This window comes from Microbacterium album (genome assembly GCF_014643695.1).
Classification (GTDB): domain Bacteria; phylum Actinomycetota; class Actinomycetes; order Actinomycetales; family Microbacteriaceae; genus Microbacterium; species Microbacterium album.
Genome location: NZ_BMJY01000001.1, coordinates 1 through 20,480, shown reverse-complemented (window position 1 = coordinate 20,480; position 20,480 = coordinate 1). Strand labels below are relative to the sequence as shown.

General features: G+C 73.4%; 10 protein-coding genes and 1 pseudogene. 2 read left to right on the top strand and 9 right to left on the bottom strand.

Annotation, left to right across the window (positions count from 1 at the left end):
- Nucleotides 1-59 precede the first annotated feature (59 nt).
- From IEX37_RS00050 to IEX37_RS00040, 3 genes are all read right to left on the bottom strand, one after another.
- The gene (locus IEX37_RS00050; protein ID WP_188754204.1) at nucleotides 60-2,030 is read right to left on the bottom strand and encodes a thioredoxin domain-containing protein; all 1,971 of its coding nucleotides are present in this window, start codon (nucleotides 2,028-2,030) and stop codon (nucleotides 60-62) included.
- 166 nt (nucleotides 2,031-2,196) lie between these two features.
- On the bottom strand, nucleotides 2,197-5,112 hold the full coding sequence (locus IEX37_RS00045) for a UPF0182 family membrane protein (RefSeq protein WP_188754203.1): 2,916 nt from the start codon (nucleotides 5,110-5,112) through the stop codon (nucleotides 2,197-2,199).
- A gap of 59 nt (nucleotides 5,113-5,171) precedes the next feature.
- Nucleotides 5,172-6,302 (bottom strand): YlbL family protein, encoded by a 1,131-nt coding sequence (locus IEX37_RS00040; protein ID WP_188754202.1) that lies wholly within the window; start codon nucleotides 6,300-6,302, stop codon nucleotides 5,172-5,174.
- 123 nt (nucleotides 6,303-6,425) lie between these two features.
- On the opposite strand from IEX37_RS00040, the gene IEX37_RS00035 reads away from it, so the two are divergent.
- On the top strand, nucleotides 6,426-7,883 hold the full coding sequence (locus IEX37_RS00035; RefSeq protein WP_229662983.1) for a zinc-dependent metalloprotease: 1,458 nt from the start codon (nucleotides 6,426-6,428) through the stop codon (nucleotides 7,881-7,883).
- Between the two features lie 781 nt (nucleotides 7,884-8,664).
- Here IEX37_RS00035 and IEX37_RS00030 read toward each other — a convergent pair.
- Both IEX37_RS00030 and nudC read right to left on the bottom strand, forming a co-directional pair.
- Nucleotides 8,665-10,419, bottom strand: coding sequence for an ATP-dependent helicase (locus tag IEX37_RS00030; RefSeq protein WP_188754201.1), 1,755 nt, complete (start codon nucleotides 10,417-10,419; stop codon nucleotides 8,665-8,667).
- Complete coding sequence (nudC, locus tag IEX37_RS00025; protein WP_188754200.1) at nucleotides 10,416-11,333, bottom strand: NAD(+) diphosphatase; 918 nt, start codon at nucleotides 11,331-11,333, stop codon at nucleotides 10,416-10,418. Before nudC ends, IEX37_RS00030 begins: the two co-directional genes overlap by 4 nt.
- A 63-nt stretch (nucleotides 11,334-11,396) precedes the next feature.
- Between nudC and IEX37_RS00020 the strand changes: the two genes are divergently transcribed.
- Entirely contained in the window at nucleotides 11,397-12,704 is a 1,308-nt protein-coding gene (locus IEX37_RS00020; protein WP_188754199.1) for a phosphotransferase, read from the top strand.
- Here IEX37_RS00020 and IEX37_RS00015 read toward each other — a convergent pair.
- The 4 genes and pseudogenes from IEX37_RS00015 to IEX37_RS15885 form a co-directional block, all read right to left on the bottom strand.
- The gene (locus IEX37_RS00015) at nucleotides 12,629-16,120 is read right to left on the bottom strand and encodes an ATP-dependent helicase (RefSeq protein ID WP_188754664.1); all 3,492 of its coding nucleotides are present in this window, start codon (nucleotides 16,118-16,120) and stop codon (nucleotides 12,629-12,631) included. The two genes, IEX37_RS00020 and IEX37_RS00015, sit on opposite strands and share 76 nt — an antisense overlap.
- A gap of 23 nt (nucleotides 16,121-16,143) precedes the next feature.
- A complete protein-coding gene (locus tag IEX37_RS00010; RefSeq protein ID WP_188754198.1) occupies nucleotides 16,144-19,374 on the bottom strand; it encodes an ATP-dependent DNA helicase in 3,231 nt (1,076 codons plus the stop codon).
- 53 nt (nucleotides 19,375-19,427) lie between these two features.
- Nucleotides 19,428-20,195, bottom strand: coding sequence for a fructosamine kinase family protein (locus IEX37_RS00005; RefSeq protein ID WP_188754197.1), 768 nt, complete (start codon nucleotides 20,193-20,195; stop codon nucleotides 19,428-19,430).
- 72 nt (nucleotides 20,196-20,267) lie between these two features.
- A pseudogene (locus tag IEX37_RS15885) lies at nucleotides 20,268-20,480 on the bottom strand (hypothetical protein); the annotation flags it as partial.

Sequence of the window (20,480 nt, the reverse complement as noted above, 5' to 3'; positions counted from 1 at the left end):
CCGGCTGTGTCGGGGGCACGCTCCGATCATTTCGGATCGGGCGCGCGCGCCACTCCCGCTCAGGCCAGCGCGCGCCGGAGCTCCGCGACGTCGGTCACCGGACGATCGCAGACGAAGCCGCGACACACGTAGGCCGCCGGCTGACCGTCCACGAGGGGGCGCTCCGCGAGCAGCGGGATCCCCGGAGCGTCCGGCGCGCCCACCGCGAGGACGAGGCCCGGCGAAGCGCTCGCACGCGCCTCACGGGCGAGGTGGTCCGCCGGCGTCCCCTCCCCCACGACGGCGACCTGCAACGGACCGGCCTGGATCGCCTCAGCCACCGCGAGCGTCCACCCGACGAAGCGCGGGGCCTGCCGCGCGAGGGCGCCCGCGGATGCGACCGCCGCCCGGGCCGCCTCATGGTGCCGCGGAGAGCCCGTCAGCGCGGCGTACGTCAGCAGCGCGCCGGCGAGCGCGGACGGCCCGGAGGGCTCGACATTGTCCATCGGATCCCGCGGGCGCGCGACGAGCCGCTCGGCGTCGTCGGCGACGTCGTAGAAGCCGCCAGCGCCGTCCCCGAAACGCTCGAGCGCGGTGTCGAGCAGCTCGCCAGCCGACTCGAGCCAGCCACGATCCCCGGTCGCCTGATGCAGCGCCAGCAGCCCCTCCGCGAGATCACCGTGGTCCGCCGCCACAGCGGCCGCCGCACCCGCGGCCCCGTCGCGCGACACGCGCCGCAACCGCCCCTCGACAATGTGGACGTCGCGCAGCAGCTCGGCGCACTCGCGCGCCGCGTCGATCCAGCGCGCCTCGCCCAGGAGCGCACCGCCCTCCGCCAGCGCCGCAATCGTGAGGCCGTTCCAGGCCGTCACGACCTTGTCGTCGCGCGCAGGCTGGGGGCGTCCGCGCCGCGCGTCGAGGAGCCGGGTCCGGATGTCCGCCCACCATCGCTCGTCCGGATCCGATCTCCGCTGCAGCGTGGACGCGCCGTGCTCGAACGTCCCCTCCGTGGTGACGCCCAGCACCTCGGCGGCGCGGGCGCCGTCGTCGGCGCCCAGCACGTCCGCGAGCTGCGCCGGGGTCCACACGTAGGTCAGGCCCTCGACGCCGTCCGCGTCCGCGTCGAGCGCGGAAGCGAACCCGCCCTGGGGTGTCCGCAGCTCGCGCAGCAGGAACTCGGCGGTCTCGCGCGCGACACGCTCGACGAGCGGCGCGCCCGTCAGCCGGAAGAGGTGCAGGTACACGCGCAGCAGCTGCGCGTTGTCGTAGAGCATCTTCTCGAAGTGGGGCACGACCCAGGCCTCGTCGACCGAGTATCGCGCGAAACCGCCGGCGAGCTGGTCGTACAGTCCGCCCCGGGCCATCGCCTCGCACGTGCGCTCCGCCATGCGCAGCGCATCCGCGTCCCCGGTGCGGGCGTGATGCCGCAGCAGGAACTCGAGCACCATGGCGGGCGGGAACTTCGGCGCCCCGCCGAACCCGGCGTTGCGCGGATCGAATTCGCTGCCGAGCGTGCGCACGGCCTCCGCGAGCGCGTCCTCCCCCACCGGGCTCCCCGGCAGGACGGAGGTCATGCGCTGCAGCGCCTCCGTGACCGCGGCCGACGAGCGCAGCACCGCCTCGCGCCGGTCCTCCCACGCCTCCCGCACGGCCGCGAGCACCTGCAGGAACTGGGGTCGCGGATAGTAGGTGCCGCAGTAGAAGGGCTCGCCGTCGGGGGTGAGGAAGCACGTCATGGGCCACCCGCCGCGCCCCGACATCGCGGTCGTGGCCGCCATGTAGATCGCGTCGACGTCGGGACGCTCCTCCCGGTCGACCTTGACGCACACGAAGCCCTCGTTCATGACCGACGCGACACCCTCGTCCTCGAACGACTCGTGGGCCATCACGTGGCACCAGTGACAGGCCGCGTACCCGATCGACAGCAGCACCGGGACGTCCCGGCGGCGTGCCTCGGCGAACGCGTCCTCCCCCCACTCGCGCCAGTGCACGGGGTTGTCGGCGTGCTGCAGGAGATACGGTGACGCGCTGCCGCTCAGGAGATTGCTCACGTCCCGATCCTCCCCGGCCCCGCGCGACGGCGCACGTCCCTTGCCGCGGCGGCCCCGGGCGACGACAATGACGCTCCCGGTGAAGGACGCGCGAAGCGAAAGCCGCGAGGCGAGGAGGATCCGTCGGAATCCGTCCTCGCCTCGCGGCTTTTCGCGTGGCGCGGGCTCAGTCGCTGAGCTCGAGCAGTCGCTGCACGGCGTCGTTGAGGTCGCGGTCGGCCTCGGCGTAGGCGACCATGTCGCCCTCCTCGAGCGCGGCCTGCTTCGCCTGGAGCGCCGCGCCCGCGTCGGCGAGCGCCTCCTCGTACGTGGCGCCCCCAGCCGGCGGCGCGGGCGGAGTCGTCGGCTCGGCGCCGGGCTCCTCCGCGGGCTCCTCCGGCTGGGCATCGGGATCCAGCGGATCCACCGGAGTCACATCGTCGTCGCCCGTCGCGGCTCCCGAATCGCCGCCGAACAGCTCATCGAGCGCGTCGGCGAGCGTGTCCTCGAACGCGAGCTCGTCACCGAACGCGACCAGCACCTTCCGCAGCAGCGGATACGTCGTCCCCGCCGTGGACTGCACGTACAGCGGCTGCACGTACAGCAGGCCGCCGCCGACGGGCAGCGTCAGCAGGTTGCCGAAGCTGACGTCCGACGAACCGAGCTGGAGGACGTTCATCTCCTGGGCGATGGTCGTGTCGGAGTTGAACGAGTTCTGCACCTGTCCGGGGCCGGGCACCGGCGAGTCGGCCGAGACCTCGAGCAGCCTCAGGGTGCCGTAGCCGTCGCGTTTGACTCCGGCCTCCTTGCCCGCATCCGAGTCGACCGCCAGGTAGCCCATCAGCACGTTCCGCTGTCCGCCGTCGGGGATGAACGTGGTGAACATCGAGAACGTGGGCTCGTCCTGCCCCGGCATACGCATCGTCAGGTAGTACGGCGGCTGCAGGACCTCGGGGTTGGTCGGGTCGCTCGGCGAGGTCCATGCGTTGTCGCGCTGGTAGAACTGGCCGGCCGTGTCGACGTGGTAGGTGCCGAGCAGGGCGCGCTGCACCTTGAACAGGTCGGTCGGATACCGCACGTGGCTCATCAGCTCGCCCGACATCTCGCTGATCGGCTCGAGCGTCGTCGGGTAGACCTTCTGCCACGCCTGCAGCACCGGGTCCTCCTCGTCCCACGCGTACAGCGTCACCTTCCCGTCGTACGCATCGACCGTCGCCTTGACCGAGTTGCGGATGTAGTTGATGTCGTCGATCCGCAGGTTCGGCGCGGGGTTGGTCGAGTCGCTGATCGCCTGCGAGAGGCTCACGCCCGTCGAGTAGGGGTACGTCGCGCTCGTCGTGTACCCGTCGATGATCCACACGATGCGGCCGTCCACCACGCTCGGGTACGGGTCGCCGTCGAGCGTCAGGTACGGCGCGACCTTCTGGACGCGGTCGCGCGGGTGGCGGTCGTAGAGGATCTGCGACTCGGGGTTGACGTTGTCCGAGAACAGGATCTGCTCGGACTGGAACTTCATCGCGTAGAGCAGCTTGTTGAAGAAGTTGCCGACGCTCGGGCCGCCGTCGCCCCGGAAGGTCGTGCGCGTCTCGCTCGCGCCCTCCTGGCCGCGCGGGTAGTCGAGCTCCATGGGCTCGGCGTCCTCGGGGGCGCCGACGATCGAGTACAGCGGCGAGTTCTCGCCGAAGTACACACGCGGCTCGTAGTCGAGATCGGACAGGAAGCCCGTGGACGGGATGTCGCTCTCGATGAACACCGGCTCGCCCTCGCGGGTGCGCTCGTTGCCCTTCGCGGCGACCAGGCCGTAGCCGTGCGTGTAGACCATGGTCGTGTTCTGCCAGGTCTGCGCGCTCGCATCCAGGTCCTGCAGGTTGAGCTCGCGCACCGCGACGACCGTGTCCTGGGTCTCGCCGTCGATCTCGTACCGGTCGACGTCGAGCCGCTCGGCGAAGCCGTAGTACGCGCGGTACTGCTGAAGCTGCCGCACGGTGGGGCTGATGATGGCGGGGTCCATGAGGCGCAGCGACGCCGTCGTGTCGGCGTCGTTGCGCAGCTGACCCGCCTCGGCGTCCGTCTCGGCGTTGAACTCGATCTTCTCGATGCCGTCGAGGGCGTAGGCCTCGCGCGTCATGTCGACGTTGCGCTGGTAGTAGTCCATCTCGAGGGCGCGCTCATTGGGGCGCACCTGGAAGGTCTGGACCGCCCACGGGTAGCCGACGCCGACGACCAGGGACGTGACGATGAGCAGCGCGGTGGCGATGAGCGGGTAGCGCCACCGGCCGATGATCGCGGTCACGAAGAACAGGATCGCGACGAGCGCCGCGACCACCGCGAGGATCGTCTGACCGGGGATGACGGCGTTGACCTCGGTGTACGCCGGGCCGGTGATGCGGTTGCCGGGTGCGACGAGGGTCGCGTAGCGGTCGAGCCACAGGCTCCCGGCCTGCACGAGCAGGTAGACGCCGGCGAGCACGGCGAGCTGGATGCGCGCGGGCTTGGAGATCCGCAGTTCGCCCTGCCCGACGCGCACCGAGCCGTACAGGTACGACACGGCTGCCGTGACCAGCAGCGAGATGAGGACGACCGCCGAGAGGAAGCCTGCGAGCGCCTGGTAGAAGGGCATCGCGAACATGTAGAAGCCGGTGTCCAGACCGAACTCAGGGTCGACGGATCCGGTCGCGACGCCGTTCATCCACAGCCAGGTGGTCTCCCACTGCGCCGAGGCGGCGAAGCCCGCGAAGAAGCCGAAGAACACCGGGATGCCCCACATGCCGAGGCGGCGCAGCGGCTCGACGACCTCCTGGTACCGGTCGAGCTGTGAGCTCAGGCGGGCGTAGACCGGCCGCAGGCGGTAGGCGAGGAAGATCGCCAGCCAGACCGGCACCGCCATCGCGACGAAGCCGATCACGAACATGATCGCGCGCGCCGTCCACTGGGTCACGAGCACGGACTCGAATCCGAGCTGATCGAACCAGAGGTACTCGGCGTACAGGTTCGAGAACGTGAAGAAGGCCACCACGAGCGCGGCGATGACCGCGAACGAGATGGTGGCGATTCGTCGGAACGGGGATGGCGTGGCCGGCGTCGGCGCTGAGGTCGTGGTCACCCTTCCATCCTAGGCGGGCGTTTCTCCGTGCCCGCCGCGAGAGCCGGATCCGGGCCGGCTCAGCCCGTCTCGCACGTGGGGAGGCCGGCGGTGTCCCCGTCCGAGATCCCCTCCAGCGCGGCGAGCGCGTCGTCGAGCGTCTCGACGGCGAAGACCGACAGCCCGTCCGGCACGTGCCCCACGACCTCGCGGCAGTTGCCCGCTGGGGCCAGGAACCACTCCGCGCCCGCGTCGCGAGCCCCGTACAGCTTCTGGCGGATGCCGCCGATGGCTCCCACCTCGCCGTTCGCGGTGATCGTGCCCGTGCCGGCCACCTGCTCGCCGCCGTTGAGCGCGCCGGGCGTCAGCACGTCGATGATCCCGAGCGCGAACATCATCCCGGCGCTGGGTCCGCCGACGTTGTCGAGCTGGATCGTGACGTCGATCGGGAAGTCGAACGCCGTGGTGAGCGTCACACCGATCAACCACATGGTCTCGCCGGCCACGCTCCCCTGTTCCGGCGTGATCTGGACGGTGCGCCTCTCCCCGTCGCGCTCGAACATGATCTCGACGGGGTCTCCCCCACCGGACTGGATGAGGTCCCGCAGGTGGGCGGCGTCGCGCACGGCCCGGCCGTCCGCGGTCAGGATCCGGTCGCCCGGCTCGAGGATGCCCGCTGCCGGCGCGTCGTCGCCCGTCAGGTCCGTGACCTCGACGCTCGCGCCGACGTCGTAGCCGAGCTCGCTCAGCGCGGCCGCGGTCGCCTCCGCCTGCGAGTCCACCATCAGCGTGGCGTTCTGCTGCTCGCGCTGCTCGGTCGTCACGCCCCGCGGGAACACGGCCTCGAGCGGCACCACGGCGCGGGACGAGTCCAGCCAGGCGAGCGCCAGCTCGAACCAGGACGGCGTGCGCTCGCGGTTGCCCACCACCTGGACCGTCGTGAGCTCGAGCGTGCCGGCCGTCTCGTGCGTGTCGGCGCCCGAAACCTCGATCAGGCGCACCTCCTCGCCGTCCGCGGACGTGGCTGTCCCGATCGTGTCGTAGACCGGGCCGGGCCGCTGGATCACGTACGCCGTGGGGAGGAACGTGAGCACCACGAGCACCACGATCGCGACGACGGCGGCCCAGAGCCCGGCCACCGCGCGGCGCGGGAGCGGCGGCCTGCGGGCCGGCTCGGTCGCCTCGGGCTCGGTTCCCTCGAACAGCGTCACGTGTCCCCTTTCGCGCCGTCGTTCGCGGGCGGCGTAAGGCGAGTGCCGCGAGGGCCGAGTCAGCGAAGACGGGTCAGACTAGCGTAGTTCCCGAACGCTTCGACCGGCTGAAAGGCGGCTGACGTGGCAGATGACGACCGCACACCCGAGGAGGAGTTCCAGGAGCTGATGCGCCAGCTCCTCGGGGCCTCGGGCAGCGAGCTCGACCCCGAGCAGCTCTCCCGCATGGATCCGGAGCAGCTGGCCCGGCTGACGGGGGTGCCCATCGACCCGGCGACCCTCGCGCAGGTGATGCAGAACCTGCAGAGCGCGTTCCGCGGCGGCGGCGGGTTCTCCTGGGACATGACGCGTCGCCAGGCGCTCCACATCGCGGGGCAGGACGGCCGCAGCGTGACCCATACCCAGCGCGCCGATCTCGATCAGGCGTTCCACCTCGCCGGGCTGTGGCTGTCGGAGGTGGTCGCGATCTCGGACCTCACCGACGCGCCGCGGACGATCACGCGCGCCGAATGGGTCGAGCTCAGCCTGCCCGTGTGGCAGGAGCTCGCCGAGCCCGTCGCCACGAGCGTGGCAGACGCCCTCACGGAGACGCTCAGCACGCAGGTGCCGGAGGAGATGCAGAGCCTCGTGGCTGGCGCGGGGCAGATGATGCGCAGTGTCGGCGGCTCGCTGTTCGCCACACAGCTGGGCCAGGTGGTGGGCAAGCTGTCGCTCGAGGTGGTCAGCGGCGGCGACGTCGGCATCCCCGTGCTGCCGGTGGGCACGGCGGCGATCCTCCCCCAGAACTTCGCCGACCTCGGCCGCGGGCTGGAGATCCCCGACGACCAGCTGTCGCTGTACGTCGCGGCGCGCGAGCTCGCGCACGCGCGGCTGTTCCGGCACGCCCGCTGGCTGAGGCTCCACGTGCTGTCGCAGGTCACCGAGTACGCGCGCGGCGTCGAGATCGACATGGACCGGCTGGAGGACCTCGCGTCGCGCTTCGATCCGTCCAACCTGGACGAGTTCCGCGCCGCTCTCGAGAGCGGCGCGCTCCTGCCGCAGCAGACCGAGACCCAGCGTCGCGCCCTGGAGCGGCTCGAGAACATGCTGGCGCTCATCGAGGGGTGGGTCGACGTGGTGGCGACGGACGCCACGGCGCGCGTGCCGAGCCTGGAGCGGATCGCCGAGGCCACGCGCCGTCGCCGCGCGGTGGGAGGCCCCGCGGAGGACGCCCTCGGCGCGCTCGTGGGCCTCAAGCTGCGGCCGCGGCGGTTGCGCGAAGCGGCGGCGATGTGGCGCGCCGTGACCGACGCCGTGGGCGTGGAGGCGCGCGATGCGCTGTGGGATTCGCCGGACTTCGTGCCGGAGGCGGCCGACATCGACGACCCATCGCGGCTCATCGAGCGGCTTCAGGCCACCGCCCGCGGCGAGGCGCCCGAGCGCGACGAGTTCGACGATGCGCTGGAGCGCCTGCTGACCGAGGCGGAGGCCGAAGGCCCGGCCGGGGGCGGAGCCGATGGCGGCGCTTCCGACGAGCAGGGACCCGACGCGGACGGCGGCCAGGAGGGGGACGAGGACCCGCAGGGCCCGCGACCCGTCTGACGTTTCGTCCACAGCCCGCTCGGAGGGGGCGAGCTTTCCGACGGGCTGTGGACAGCCGGCTCGCGGGGACGGAAGGCGGTCCACGATGGCCGCATGACGTTCCTACGGCTCGACCCGGCCCTCCCACTCCTGTGGCGCGACGAGACGACGCTCCAGCTCGGCGCGCGACCGGTGGCCACGTTCCCCGATCCGGAGCCGTGGCAGCAGTGCCTCCTCGACGAGTTGGAACGGGGTGTCGACCTCGTCACGCTCAAGCGGCTCGCCGCCGTGCTCGACGTGCGTCCCGCCGAGCTCACGGCGTTCCTGCAGCGCGTGCGGGTCGCCCTGGACCGCCCCCGGCCCGCGCTGCGCGCCGCGCTCGTGGGCGCGGACGGCGTCGACGGGTCGACGTGCGCCGATGTCGCGGAGGCGATGAGCGTGGCGGGCATCGCCTCCGCGTGGGGCGACGCGGCCGGCGAGGCGGACGCCGTCGTGCTGCTCGCGCATCACCTCGTCCCGCCGCACCTGCCGGCCAATCTCATGGCCGACGACATCGCCCACATCCCGGTCGTGTTCGACGGCGGAGGCGTCACGGTGGGACCGGCCGTCTTGCCGGGGCGCACGGCGTGCCTGGCCTGCCTCGCCGCGCACGAACGCGACAGGGATGCGGCGTGGCCGCGCATCGCCGCGCAGCTGGTCGCGCGCTGCCCGCTGCCCGTGCCGCGTCCGCGCGCGATGGAGGCCGGCGGCCTCGCGGCCCGTCTGCTGCGCGAGGCGCTGCTCCCGCGCCGCCGCCGGAGGGTCAGCGAGGTCGCGACGGCGTCGGTGCACGCGGGCTCCGACGCTCACCGCTCGTGGCGCTCGCACCGGCCGCACCCGGCCTGCCTCTGCCGCTCTCTCGAAGCACCGGGCCGATCTCGGCCAGGAAGCGCGACGGTGAACGCTCGCGATGACCGGACGTCCGGGCCCACGACAGCGACAGCGTCCGCGCGGCCCGCGTGATGCCGACGTACGCGAGCCGCCGCTCCTCGTCGACCCCCTCGAGGGACGTCGCGTAGCTGATCGGGAGCAGGCCCTCCGAGAGCCCGATCATGTGCACGTGCGGCCACTCGAGGCCCTTCGCCGCGTGCAGGGTCGAGAGCGTGACCGTGCGCATCGACAGCTCGTGCTGGTCCTTGGCCCGCGACATGAGGTCGTCGGCGAAGGCCCGCAGCGTCGTTCCCTCGGGCGCGTCCTCCGCGAGGCGGAGGATCGCGGCACGGGCCTCCCACGCGTCCCGCAGCGCGCCGCCCGCCGCGGGGGCGTCGTCGGTGTGCCCCAAGCCGCGCAGCACGTCCCTGACGGCCGCCACGAAGCCCTGCTCGATGGGCGCGACCGCCGCGGCGCGCAGCGCGAGCACCGCCTGCCGCACCTCCGGCAGGTCGAAGAAGCGCTTCCCGCCCAGAACCGTGGTCGCGACGCCGCGCGCGGCGAGCGCCTGCTGGATGAGCGCCGACTGCGCGTGCGAGCGGTACAGCACCGCGATCTGATCCGCCGTCGCCTCGCGCAGCTGCCGCGCCACCGCGTCGGCGACGCCGTCGGCCTCCGCCTGATCGTCGGGATACGCCGTCACGGCGGGCCGGGGCGAGACGGCCTCGCCGCGCGCGGCCACGAGCCGGAGGGCACCGGGCCGGCCGCGCATGAGCGCGTTCGCGACGTCGAGCACGGCGGCGTCCGAGCGGTAGTTGCGCTCGAGCCGCACGATCCGGGCATCCGGAAAGCGGGTGCCGAACTCGAGCAGGAAGCGGGAGTCCGCACCCGTGAACGAGTAGATCGTCTGGCTCGCGTCCCCCACGACGCACAGGTCGCGCCGGTCGCCCAGCCAGAGCTCGAGCAGCCGGTTCTGCAGCGGCGAGACGTCCTGGTACTCGTCCACGGTGAAGTGCCGGTACTGCTCGCGCACCGCGGCCACGACCCGCGGCTCGGCCTCCAGCATTCCTGCACACGCGAGCAGCACGTCCTCGAAGTCCAGCTGGCGACGCTCGTCCTTGAGCTTCTCGTACTCCCGCACGAGGTCGACGAGCGCGTCCGTCCCGAGCGACCCGACCGTGCGGCGCAGGGCAGCGTACTGGTCGATCGACCTCATCGTGACCTTGCGCCATTCGATCTGGCCGGCGACGTCACGCAACGTCGCCCGATCGAGCCGCAGGCGCAGGGCATCCGCCGCGTGCGCCAGCAGCTTCGCCTTGTTGTCGACGATGCGCGGGGCCTCGTCGCCCGCCACCTGCGGCCAGAAGTACGTCAGCTGCGCGAGGGCCGCAGCATGGAACGTCTTGGCGGCGACTCCGTCGATGCCGAGGGCCCGCAGGCGGCCGCGCAGCTCCCCCGCGGCCTTCGTCGTGAAGGTCACGGCCATGACGCGCTGCGGCGAGTACGCGCCCGTGTCCACGCCGTGCGCGATCCGGTGCGTGATGACCCGAGTCTTGCCGGCACCGGCGCCGGCCAGCACCGCGACCGGGCCGCGCAGGGTCGCCGCCGCCTCCCGCTGGTGCTCGTCGAGCCCGTCGAGCGCGCTCATCGCTCCCCCATCCCGGGCGACGCCGCCGCGTCGCCGTACCAGGAGCGGATGAGGCGGTGCGCGATCGACACGGGCCCGGGCAGCCCGATCGGGCCTCGGCCCGCGAGCCCTTCCCCGATCTCGTCTCGCGTGAACCAGCGCACGGAGAGGATCTCCGTGCCGTCCGCGCGCGCCTCGCCCTCGTCCACCGCCGTGGCTTCGAAGCCGAGCATGAGAGAGCGCGGGTAGGGCCAGGGCTGGGAGCCGCAGTAGCGCAGATCGCCGACGCGCACACCGGCCTCCTCGAGGATCTCGCGGTGGATGGCGGTCTCGAGCGACTCGCCGCTCTCGACGAAGCCCGCGAAGCACGAGTGCATCCGCCCGCCCCAGGCCGCGTTCGCTCCGAGCAGCAGCCTGCTCCGGTCCGCGTTCGTCACGGCGACGATCACCGCGGGGTCGGTGCGCGGGAAGTGCTCGCGCCCGCAGCCCTCGCACACGCGGGACCACCCGGCCTGCTTCAGCACCGCCGCGGACCCGCACACGGGGCAGAAGCGGTGCCCCACGAGCCAGCGGCCCAGACTCACGGCGGCGACGAACGTCTCGGCGGCGTCGGGCGGCAGCTCCCCGCCGACCCTGCGCAGCGGCGTCCAGCCGTCCGGGGCCGGGAACGGCTCGGGTTCGGCAGGGTCGAAGGCCGCGACGAGGATCCCGGCGCCGGACTCATCGCGCCCGAGGAATCCCCACTCTGCGCCCTCGGGGACGTCTCGGGGAAACAGCGCGTGCACTCCGTCGGCCGGATCCGCGGCCCGGGGCGCCTCGTCCCCGCGCACCGCGATCACGCGCGTGCGGTCATCGGCGCGGAGGCTCTCGACGAGTCCGGGCACGTCGCGCTCCTCCGCGCGGCGGTCGGTGGCGAGGGCGGCGTGACGGGTCATTGACTACCTCTCTCGCGGGCGTGGCGCAGGGAGTGGCCGAGACCTGCGACCTACCCTGGGGGCATGGCACGCTCTCCTCTCACTCTAGCGGCGGCCGTCACCGCGGCAGTCGCTGGCGCCGAGGTCGTCGGCGCCCGGGCGCTCACGGCGGGAGGCGCGGGCCGCTTCGACGCAGCGGTCGCGGCGCTCGCCGACGGGCGCGAGGTCGTGGCGCGATGCGCGACCGACGAGAGCATCGACCACGAGCTGGCCGCGGAGGTCCTGGCGCTGCGCGCCCTCACGCCGGGAGTGCGCGAGATGCTGCCGTTCCAGGCCCCCGAGTACCTCGGCGCGGTCGCCCTGCCGGACGGCCGCGTCGTGGTGACGAGCTACCTCGCGGGGTACCTCATCGACGCGGGCGAGCTCCCCCCGGGCGAGGGCGCGGCGACCTCGGTCGGCCGGGCCCTCGCGGCCCTGCACGCCCTGCCGCCGTCCGTCGTGCGCGCGGCCGGGCTGCGCGAGCGGACCCCCGAGCAGTCGCGCGCCGACGTGTGCCGCGTGGTCGAGTCGGCCGCCGCGAGCGGCCGCGTGCCGGTGCGGCTCATCGTGCGGTGGCGGGAGGCGGTGGAGGACGATCGTCTGTGGACGTTCGAGCCCGCCGTGTGCCTGGGCGGAACGCAGGCGACGTCGTTCCTGTTCGTCGACGACGAACGCGGCGCGCCCGCGGTCTCGGGAGTGCTGGACTGGCAGGGGCTGTCGATCGACGACCCGGCCGTGGACCTGCGCTGGGTCGCATCCGCCCCGGACGCCGCCGACGACATCTCGCGCGCCTACGCCGAGGCGGCGCACCGGGCGCCGGACGCCGCCGTCCACGTCCGGGCGCGGCTGCACGCGGAGCTCGAGTTCGCGCGCTGGCTCGTCCACGGGATCGAGACCCACCGCCGGGATGTCGCGGATGATGCCGCCGCGCTCCTCGAATCCCTCGCCGACGGCGTCCGCGACGACGTGCTCCTGGCGGGGCTGGACGCCGAGGGCCGCACGGACATCGACGACGCGCTGAGCGCGCTCGCGCAGGTCCCGGAGACGACACCGCTCCCGGCGGACACGTCGATGCACACCGATGCGTACGGTCCCGAGGAGCTGTCGCTGACCCCCGAGGCGTCGTGGAGCGAGGAGAAGCGCGCGCGTGCCGTCGCGGCAACCGAGGAGACCCAGCCCATCGACCGGGCGTCGCTGCGCGCGCTCGACGCCGTGGACGAGGCGCTCGGCCATCGCGAGCCTCCCACGACCGACCGCATCCCCGCGGACGAGGGCGATCAATCGGCGGCGGACGACGCGGCGCGATCGACGCGGGCCGCGTTCCAGCGCTGGAGGAGCTCCTCCTCGGAGTAGACCCTGTCGCCCCGGATGACGAGGTCGTCCGCGACATAGAACAGGGCCACATCAATGCGATCCAGCGGCACGCCGTGCCGACGGTGGTAGGCGATGCGATACAGCGCGAGCTGCAGCATCCGTTCCTCCCGCTCCGCGGCGGTGCGCGGCGCGCGCCCCGTCTTCCAGTCGACGATCTCGATCCGGCCGCCGCGGTCTTCGCGCCGGTACACGGCGTCCAGCTTGCAGATCACGATGTGCGAGCCTTCGCCGGGCGCCCCGGGCATCGCGAAGTCGATCTCCGTCTCGACCTCCAGGGGCCGAAGTGTCGCCCATTCGCTGCGCAGGAACACCTCCCGCAGCCTGTCGAGCGCCTGCTCGTCCTCGGTCGAGATCTCGGTGCCGGGAGCCGCGTCGTCCTCCCAGAGCTCTTCGTCGCGCTCCCACAGCGCATGGTCCGAAGACGAGCCGGGGCCTGCGATCCCGGAGCGCTGCTCCACCCACTGGTGGAACAGCGTGCCGATGCGGGTCTGCCGGTAGGGGCGCTCGGGCAGCGGGCGGGCCACCTGCGAGACGGTCCCGGCGAAGTCCGTGACGTAGTCCTTGAACCGCGATGCCGGGATGCGCGTGGGAGCGAGCGGTTCGCGTCCGCGCTCGCGCTCGGCACGCTCGGCGAGCAGGCGCGCCAGCCGAGGCGACGGCTCGACCGAGGGCGCATGCGCGACGAGCGCCGCCGCCGCGTCGACGCGGGCCCGTCGGCCCCCGAGCGGGTCCATGGGCCACTGCCGCGTGAGGGCCGTGCCCTGGTAGGGGTTCTCGTCGCGGTCGACCTCGCCGATCGGCGTGAGACCGAGCTCGTCGATGATGTCGGTGAGGTACGGGCTCGGGTCGCGCGGCCTGCTCTGACCCGCCCAGTGCGCCCCGGTCAGCAGCAGGTCCGTGCGGGCGCGCGTCACGGCCACGTACGCGAGTCGGCGCTCCTCCTGCTGCTGGTACTCGCGGTAGGCGTCCTTGAACCGGGGCAGCGCGCCGCGCTTCTCGGGGTCCTTGGATCCGCTCGCCAGTGACGCGAGGGCGGCCTTGTGCCGCTTGGCCGGGTCCTCACCAGCGGTCGCCATGGCGAGGGCGGGGTCCCACTCGAAGCGCGGCAGCGCCGCGCTGTCGCCCCTCAGTGCGAACGGCACGACACCGAAGCCGAACCAGCCGGCGGTGTCCTTGACCGCGGCGGGCAGCTCGTCCTTCACGAGGCGGACCACCGCGACGGCGTCCCATTCGAGGCCCTTGGAGCCGTGGATCGTGAGCAACTGCACGACGCCGGGCTCGGGCGGCTCGGAGCGCGGCATCAGCTCGTCGGTGCTCTCGGCCTTGTCGAGCCACGCGAGCAGACTGCCGATCGTGCTGCGCTCGTCCGCGGCGAGGAAGGCGCGCACCTCGTCGACGAACGCGCGCAACTGCGTGGACGCGATGCGCGCCGGTCCGCGCGTCTCGTTCGCGGCGAGCTCGATGTCCAGCCGCAGCTCGAGCTCGATGAGGCGGATCAGCTCCGGGATCGGCTGCCCCGCGGCCCGGCGGAGCCGGTCGAGCATCTCCCCCGCCGCCCGCAGGCGTCGGCGCCCCTCGGGGCTGATCCTTTCGAAGAGCCGGTAGCCCTCGGGCTTCTGGCGCAGCACGTCCACGGCGTCGATGATCGACACCGCCTCGTCGGCTCCCCGCGAGGACCGGAGCCGCTCGCGCAGATCGTCCGGCAGCGGCATCATCGCGCCGTCGCGCTCCGCCAGCGTCCGGGCGAGGTCGTACAGCGCGGCCATGTCGGCGACGCCGACGCGGAAGCGCGGCCCGACCAGCAGGCGGATGAGCGCCGACCCCGACGTGGGGTCGTGCAGCACCCGCAGCACGGAGACGACGTCCGTGACCTCGGGGGTCGACAGCAGGCCTCCGAGCCCGAGGATGCGGTGCGGGATCCCGCGCGCGGCGAGCGCGGCGGCGAACGTGCCCATGTGCTTCTTGGAGCGGAACAGGATCGCGCCGGTGTGCGGCCCCGGTGCGGCGTGGCTGCCGCGCACCTCGTCGAACCATTCGGCGACGGCAGCCGCCTCGTCGTCGACCGTCAGCTCGAAGCGCGCCTGTACGCGCCCCTCGCCGGCCGCGGGGCGCGGCTCGAGGGGCGGCACGGGCAGTTCCGGGCGCTGCAGCGGTCGCAGCACGCGGTTGGCGGCACGGAGGATCGTCGCGTCGTTGCGCCAGCTCGTCATGAGGCTGTACCGTTCGGCCGCGACATGACGCGAGAACGCCCGGTCGAAGGCATACAGGTTGTCGGCGCTCGCGCCCCGCCAGCCGTAGATCGACTGGTGGGGATCGCCGACCGCCATGACGGCGGCGTCGCGGAAGAGCTCTGCCAGGAAACGGGTCTGGATGACCGAGGTGTCCTGGTACTCGTCCAGCAGCACGACGCGGTATTGGTCGCGCAGCTGCTGACGCACATCCGGGGCGCTCTCGACGATGTCGTACGCGCCGCCCACCTGGTCCGCGAAGTCGAGCACTCCGCGACGGTCCTTCTCCGCCATGTACTCGCGCACGAGCCGGACGAGGATGGGCATGGTCCGCAGGTTCGCCGCCGCGGCGTCGACGTCGGCGTTGTCGCGGTAGGGCTCGAACGCGGCTGCCTGGTCGAGTGCGGTGCGCTCCAGCCGGTCGAGGTCGACTCGGTGGTCGAGCACGTCCGCCGCGAGCCGCTGCACGGCGTCGACCACGCCGCCCAGCGCACGGTCCACATCCTCCAGGCCCGGGATGTCGGCGCGCATCACGACGTGCCGCGCGATGAGCCAGGAGGCGGACTGGCTCAGCATGGCCGCGTCCGGATCGCGTCCGATCCGCGCGGCGTGCTCGCGGACGATCGAGTCCGCGAACGCGTTGTACGTCGCCACGCGCGGCCGGATCATGAGGTCCTCCGCGCCTTGCGGGGCCGCGGGGTCCCATCCGGTGCCGTAGGCGGATGCCAGCTCGTCGAGGACCCTGCGACGGACGACGTCGCGCTGCGCCGGCGTCGCCGCGGCGGCGACGGGCTCCAGGGCACCGGACGCCACGATCTCCCGCAGGTGCGGCAGGAGCCCGCGGCGGCGGAACTCGTCGATCAGCTGCAGCCGTGCGCCGATGCGCTCGGCGAGCTCGCCCGCCGCCTTGCGCGTGAACGTCAGCCCGAGGATCTCGTCGCGCTCGACGTGCCCGTTGGCGACGAGCCACACCACACGGCCCGCCATCGTCTCGGTCTTGCCGCTGCCGGCTCCCGCGATCACCAGGGCCGGCCGGGGCGGGGCCTCGATGACCGCCTGCTGCGCCTCGGTCGGCCTGGGCAGGCCGAGCGCGGCGGCGACGTCCACGGCCGCGATGCTGTGTCCCCCAGGCCAGCCCGCCCCGGTCCGCTCGTCCAGGATCTGCATGGTCATGTGCGCGACGTTCCCCCTCACTCGCTCACCGACGGGACGGTGTGGATGCGACACGGCGGCACGAACACGCCCTCGGTGCAGTGCGCCTCCACCTGCGCGATGAAGCTGCTCGCCGACATCCCGCGCGCCGCCTCCGCGACACGGCGCAGGAACGCGCCGCGCCGCTCGTCGTCGAGGGCGTGCTGGTGGGCGACGCGATAGGGGCTCTTGGCGAGGGTCTGCGACACGACGACGAGCCGCGCCCCCGCCAGGCCCGCCGGCTCGGCGCCGGGGACGAGCCCCGCCTCGACCGCGATCTGATAGGCCGCGAGCTGGGCGTGGTCGAGCACGGATCCCTCGGTCGTGGGCTCGTACCGTCCGCTCTTGAGATCGACGACGACCACGTGCCGCTCCGCCGACGGATCGCCGCACGACATGGCGCTCCAGCGCTGCCCGCGCGCGGCGGCGTGCTCCCCCGCGCCCACGGGGTACGTCTCGACGCGATCGATCACGCCGCTGACCACAGCGCGGTGCGGACCGTCCGTGTCGTCGCCGACGTGAACGGCGGGCACGTCGCCGGCCTCGGTCGCGGTGTCCACGGCGAAGCGGAACTCCGCCTCCGAGGCGACGTGAGCCCCGCCGTCCGCGCTGACCGCGCGCAGGTACGCGTGCAGGCGCTGGACGTAGAGCTCGGCACGCTTGCGCTCCTTCGCGGCGATCCAGGGCGCCTCGAAGTCGAGCTCGGGCCAGCGCTCCTCGACGACCGCGCGCAGCGCTGCCAGGTCGCCGTCGGGCGCCCGCTCCATGGCCGCGTGCAGGATGGTCCCGATCCCCGCGCTCGGTGGCACGACCGTGTCGCCGCCCAGGGTCGAGATCACCCAGCCCAGCCCGCACTCCTCGAACGCCTCGAGGCGCGACGGGGAGACGCGTGCGGGGCCCGCTTCCAGATCCCGGAGCGGGGCGGTCGTCGACGGCGCGATCAGTCCGTACCACTCCGAGGGATCGGCCCCGGGGACGCCGGCCTCGGCGAGCAGGCGAAGCTGCGCGGCCGCCTCCGCGCGCTCGCGCTCGTCCGCCGTGTCCGTCAGCGTGCGCCGGTGTCGGCCGACCAGCCCCCGCAGAGTCAACGGATGCGCCGCGCGGTCGTCCTCGTCCTGGGGCGGCGGCAGGAAGGAGAACAGCGCGCTCGGACCGGTGTCGTCGTCGCTCACGGCCGTGACGAGCAGGCGTGTCCGCGCCCGCGAGACGGCGCGCGCGAACAAGCGCAGCTCGTCGTGGAGCGCCGCGCGGCGCCGGTCGAGCACGCTCGCCGTCTCGGGCTGGGCGTGACCGAGCCGCACCGCCGCGACGGCGTCCGCGAGCCGCCAGGTGCCGAGCAGACCGCCGCGCAGGCGCACGTTGGGCCAGACCCCGTCCTGCACGCCCGCGATCACGACCGCGTCGAACTCCGTGCCGAGCGTGTTCGCGGGCGTCAGCAGGGACACCGCGCCGCCGCGGTCCGGGGACGACAGCGTGTCCTCGGGCACGTCGCTGTCGAGGATCTCGCGGATGAAGGGCAGCGGTCCCTCCGCGGGGTTGCGCTCGACGGAGCGCTTGGCGGCGTCGAACAGCGCGACCAGGCCATCGAGGGCGCGGCCCGCCTCGGCGGCCGATGGCCCGTGGGCCAGCGCCGCGTCGTGCCATGCGCGCTCGAGCCGGCGTCCGTCGCCCGTGCGCGCCCGATCCCACACGGTCCACAGCAGCTCGTGGATCGTCGCCCCGCGGGCGCCCTCCTCGTGCACCTGTCGCAGCGTCGCGGCAAACCGCCGGGCCGTGCGGGCTTCGGGGGTGTCGAGCAGATCGAACGCGGCGGGCTGGCCCAGCGCGTCGCGCAACAGCTCCCGGGCGGGCCGGTTGCCCCCGTCGGCGAGCTCCGCATGGCGCAGCCGCGCGCGCAGCCGGCGCAGCCCGACGCCGTCGAGCCCGCCGAACGGGGACCGCAGCGCCTCGATCAGCTTCTCGCCGTCGCGCTGTTCGTGATCGAGCAGCGCGAGCCTGACGATCTCGACGATCTCCCGCACGACGGGTTCGGTGCCCAGGGGCCGCTGCACCCCGGCGGCCCGCGTGGGCACCTCGCGCGCCGCGAGCTCCGCTTCCAGCGTCGTGACCTGCCGCGTGTCGTGGGCGATGACGGCCATGCGCTCCCACGCGACACCCCCGATCAGGTGCCACTCCCTCAGGGTCCACGCGATCCGGTCGATCTCCTCGTGCGGCGAGGCGGCGATGAACGTCTCGAGCGAGCCGTCCGGTGCCGGCTCGGGGCCGGGCGGCCGACGGTGGCGTGCGACGCCCGCCGTGCCGATCGACTGCGCCACGGCACGCGTCAGGCGCGTGAGTGCGGGCGCGGCGCGGTGCGCGCCGTCGAGCACATGCTGCGCCCCGAGAGACGCCGACAGCTGCGCGAACAGTTCCGGTGTCACGCCGCGGAACGCGCCGGACCCGATGTCCGGGTCGCCGAAGGCGAGCACGGCCACTCCGCGCTCCCGCAGCGCCGCCACGAGGGCGATCCCGCCGCGCGTGAGCTCCTGCGCGTCGTCGATCAGGACGGCCCGCAGCCCCTCCAGGCCCGCGACGGTCGCGCCGCCGCGCAGCGCACGCGCGGCCTCGGCGTACAGCTCCGACACGTCGCGGTGCGGCGCGCGCATCCCGGCGACCACGTTCCGGTAGTCGTGGACGAAGCCCGCCACGGCCGTCCACGCCGGGACCCCCAGCCGCGCGAGCTCCTCGGGCTCCACTGCCAGCTCGGTCATCTCCGACAGGAACGCGCGCAGCTCCGAGCGGAACCCGCGCGACGCGCGCACGGGAGGCCCGATCTCGGCCGGCCAGCGCGCGGCGCCGGCGCGCTCGTCCTCCTCGTCCCCCGCGAGCAGCTCGGCGACGATGCGATCCTGATCCGCGCCCGTCAACAGCTTCGGCGGCTCCTCCCCTCGGCGGACCGCCTCGGCGCGCACCACCTGGAACGCGAACGAGCCGATCGAGCGTGCGAGCGGCCCGGGAGTCGCGACCCGTACCCGGGTCCCCAGCTCGTCGCGCAGCCGCGTCGCCGAGACGCGCGACGGCGTCAGCACCACGAGCTCGTCCGCCGCCAGGCCGGCGTCCAGCAGCCGCGCGACGCGTTCGACGAGCACCGCGGTCTTGCCCGAGCCCGGGGCACCGATCACAGCGCCCGACGCGTCGGCGGGCAGCCCCAGCACCGCGCGCTGCGCCGCGTCCCAAGCCGGAGAAGTCATGGCGTCCACGCTAATCGGGGCCTGCGACATCCCGCGGCAGAGCGTGGGCGCGGTCACGCGAGCGCGAGCGTGGCGGCCGCGGCCGCGGCCAGCTCCCGCCCGTAACTGCGTCCGTGTCCGGCGGCGTGCACCGCGAGCGGGTGGAGCTGGTGCAGCGGCACGCGGTCCCGCCACCCCGGACGCAGCACGTGGTGCTGCCGGTATCCCGTGAGGATGTCGTCGAGGAAGGGCGCGCCGAACAGCGCCAGCATCGCGAGATCCGTCTCCCGGTGGCCGCCGTGCGCGGCCGGATCGATCAGCACGACGCCCTCCGCCGAGAACAGCACGTTGCCTGCCCACAGATCGCCGTGGATGCGCGCGGGCGCGTCGCCGTCGTCGAACGTGCCCGCCGCGATCGCCTCGCACGCGCGCTCGACGAGCGCCGCCTCGTCCGGAAGCAGATTGCCGGCTTCGAGGGCGGGGCCGAGGAACGGAAGCACGCGGCAGCGCGCATAGAACGCTCCCCAGGAGGCCTCGCGGGCGTACGGCTGCGCGCGCCGTCCGATGAACCCGGGGCCGTCCCAACCCTCGGGCGGCGCGCCGAACGCGGGCGCACCGGCGTCGTGTGTGCGGGCGAGTGCGGCGCCGAAGCCCCGGGCCGCGGCCGCCGTGGGAGCGGCCGGCACCACGCGCTCCAGTTCGATGCGCCCGGGCGCGACCGCGATCACGTCCGCGACGCGCGCACCGCCCTCGACCTCGCCGAGCCACCGCAGCCCTGCCGCCTCAGCCTCGAAGAACCCGTCGGGCGCACGTCCGTCCTCCTTCACGACCGTGTCCGCCACACCCCCAGTCTCCCCGACTCGGTTTCGACTCCGCGCTCCGCGCTCCGCTCAACCCGACGGTCCTATGGTTCGTCAAGCGCGTAGGAGGTCTGTTTTGAGGGCGTGGAAGGCTTCGCGGGCGATGGCGCGTTTGAGGCAGCGGAGGATCTCTTTGGTGCTGAGGTTTTGCGCGCGTCGTCGGGCGAAGTAGTCGCGGGTTCTGGGTGAACCGTCCCCGGTTTGATGCCGCTTCCTTTCGAGTCTGGAAGGAAGATGTTGATCATGCCGAAGAGGATCCCGGAGGAG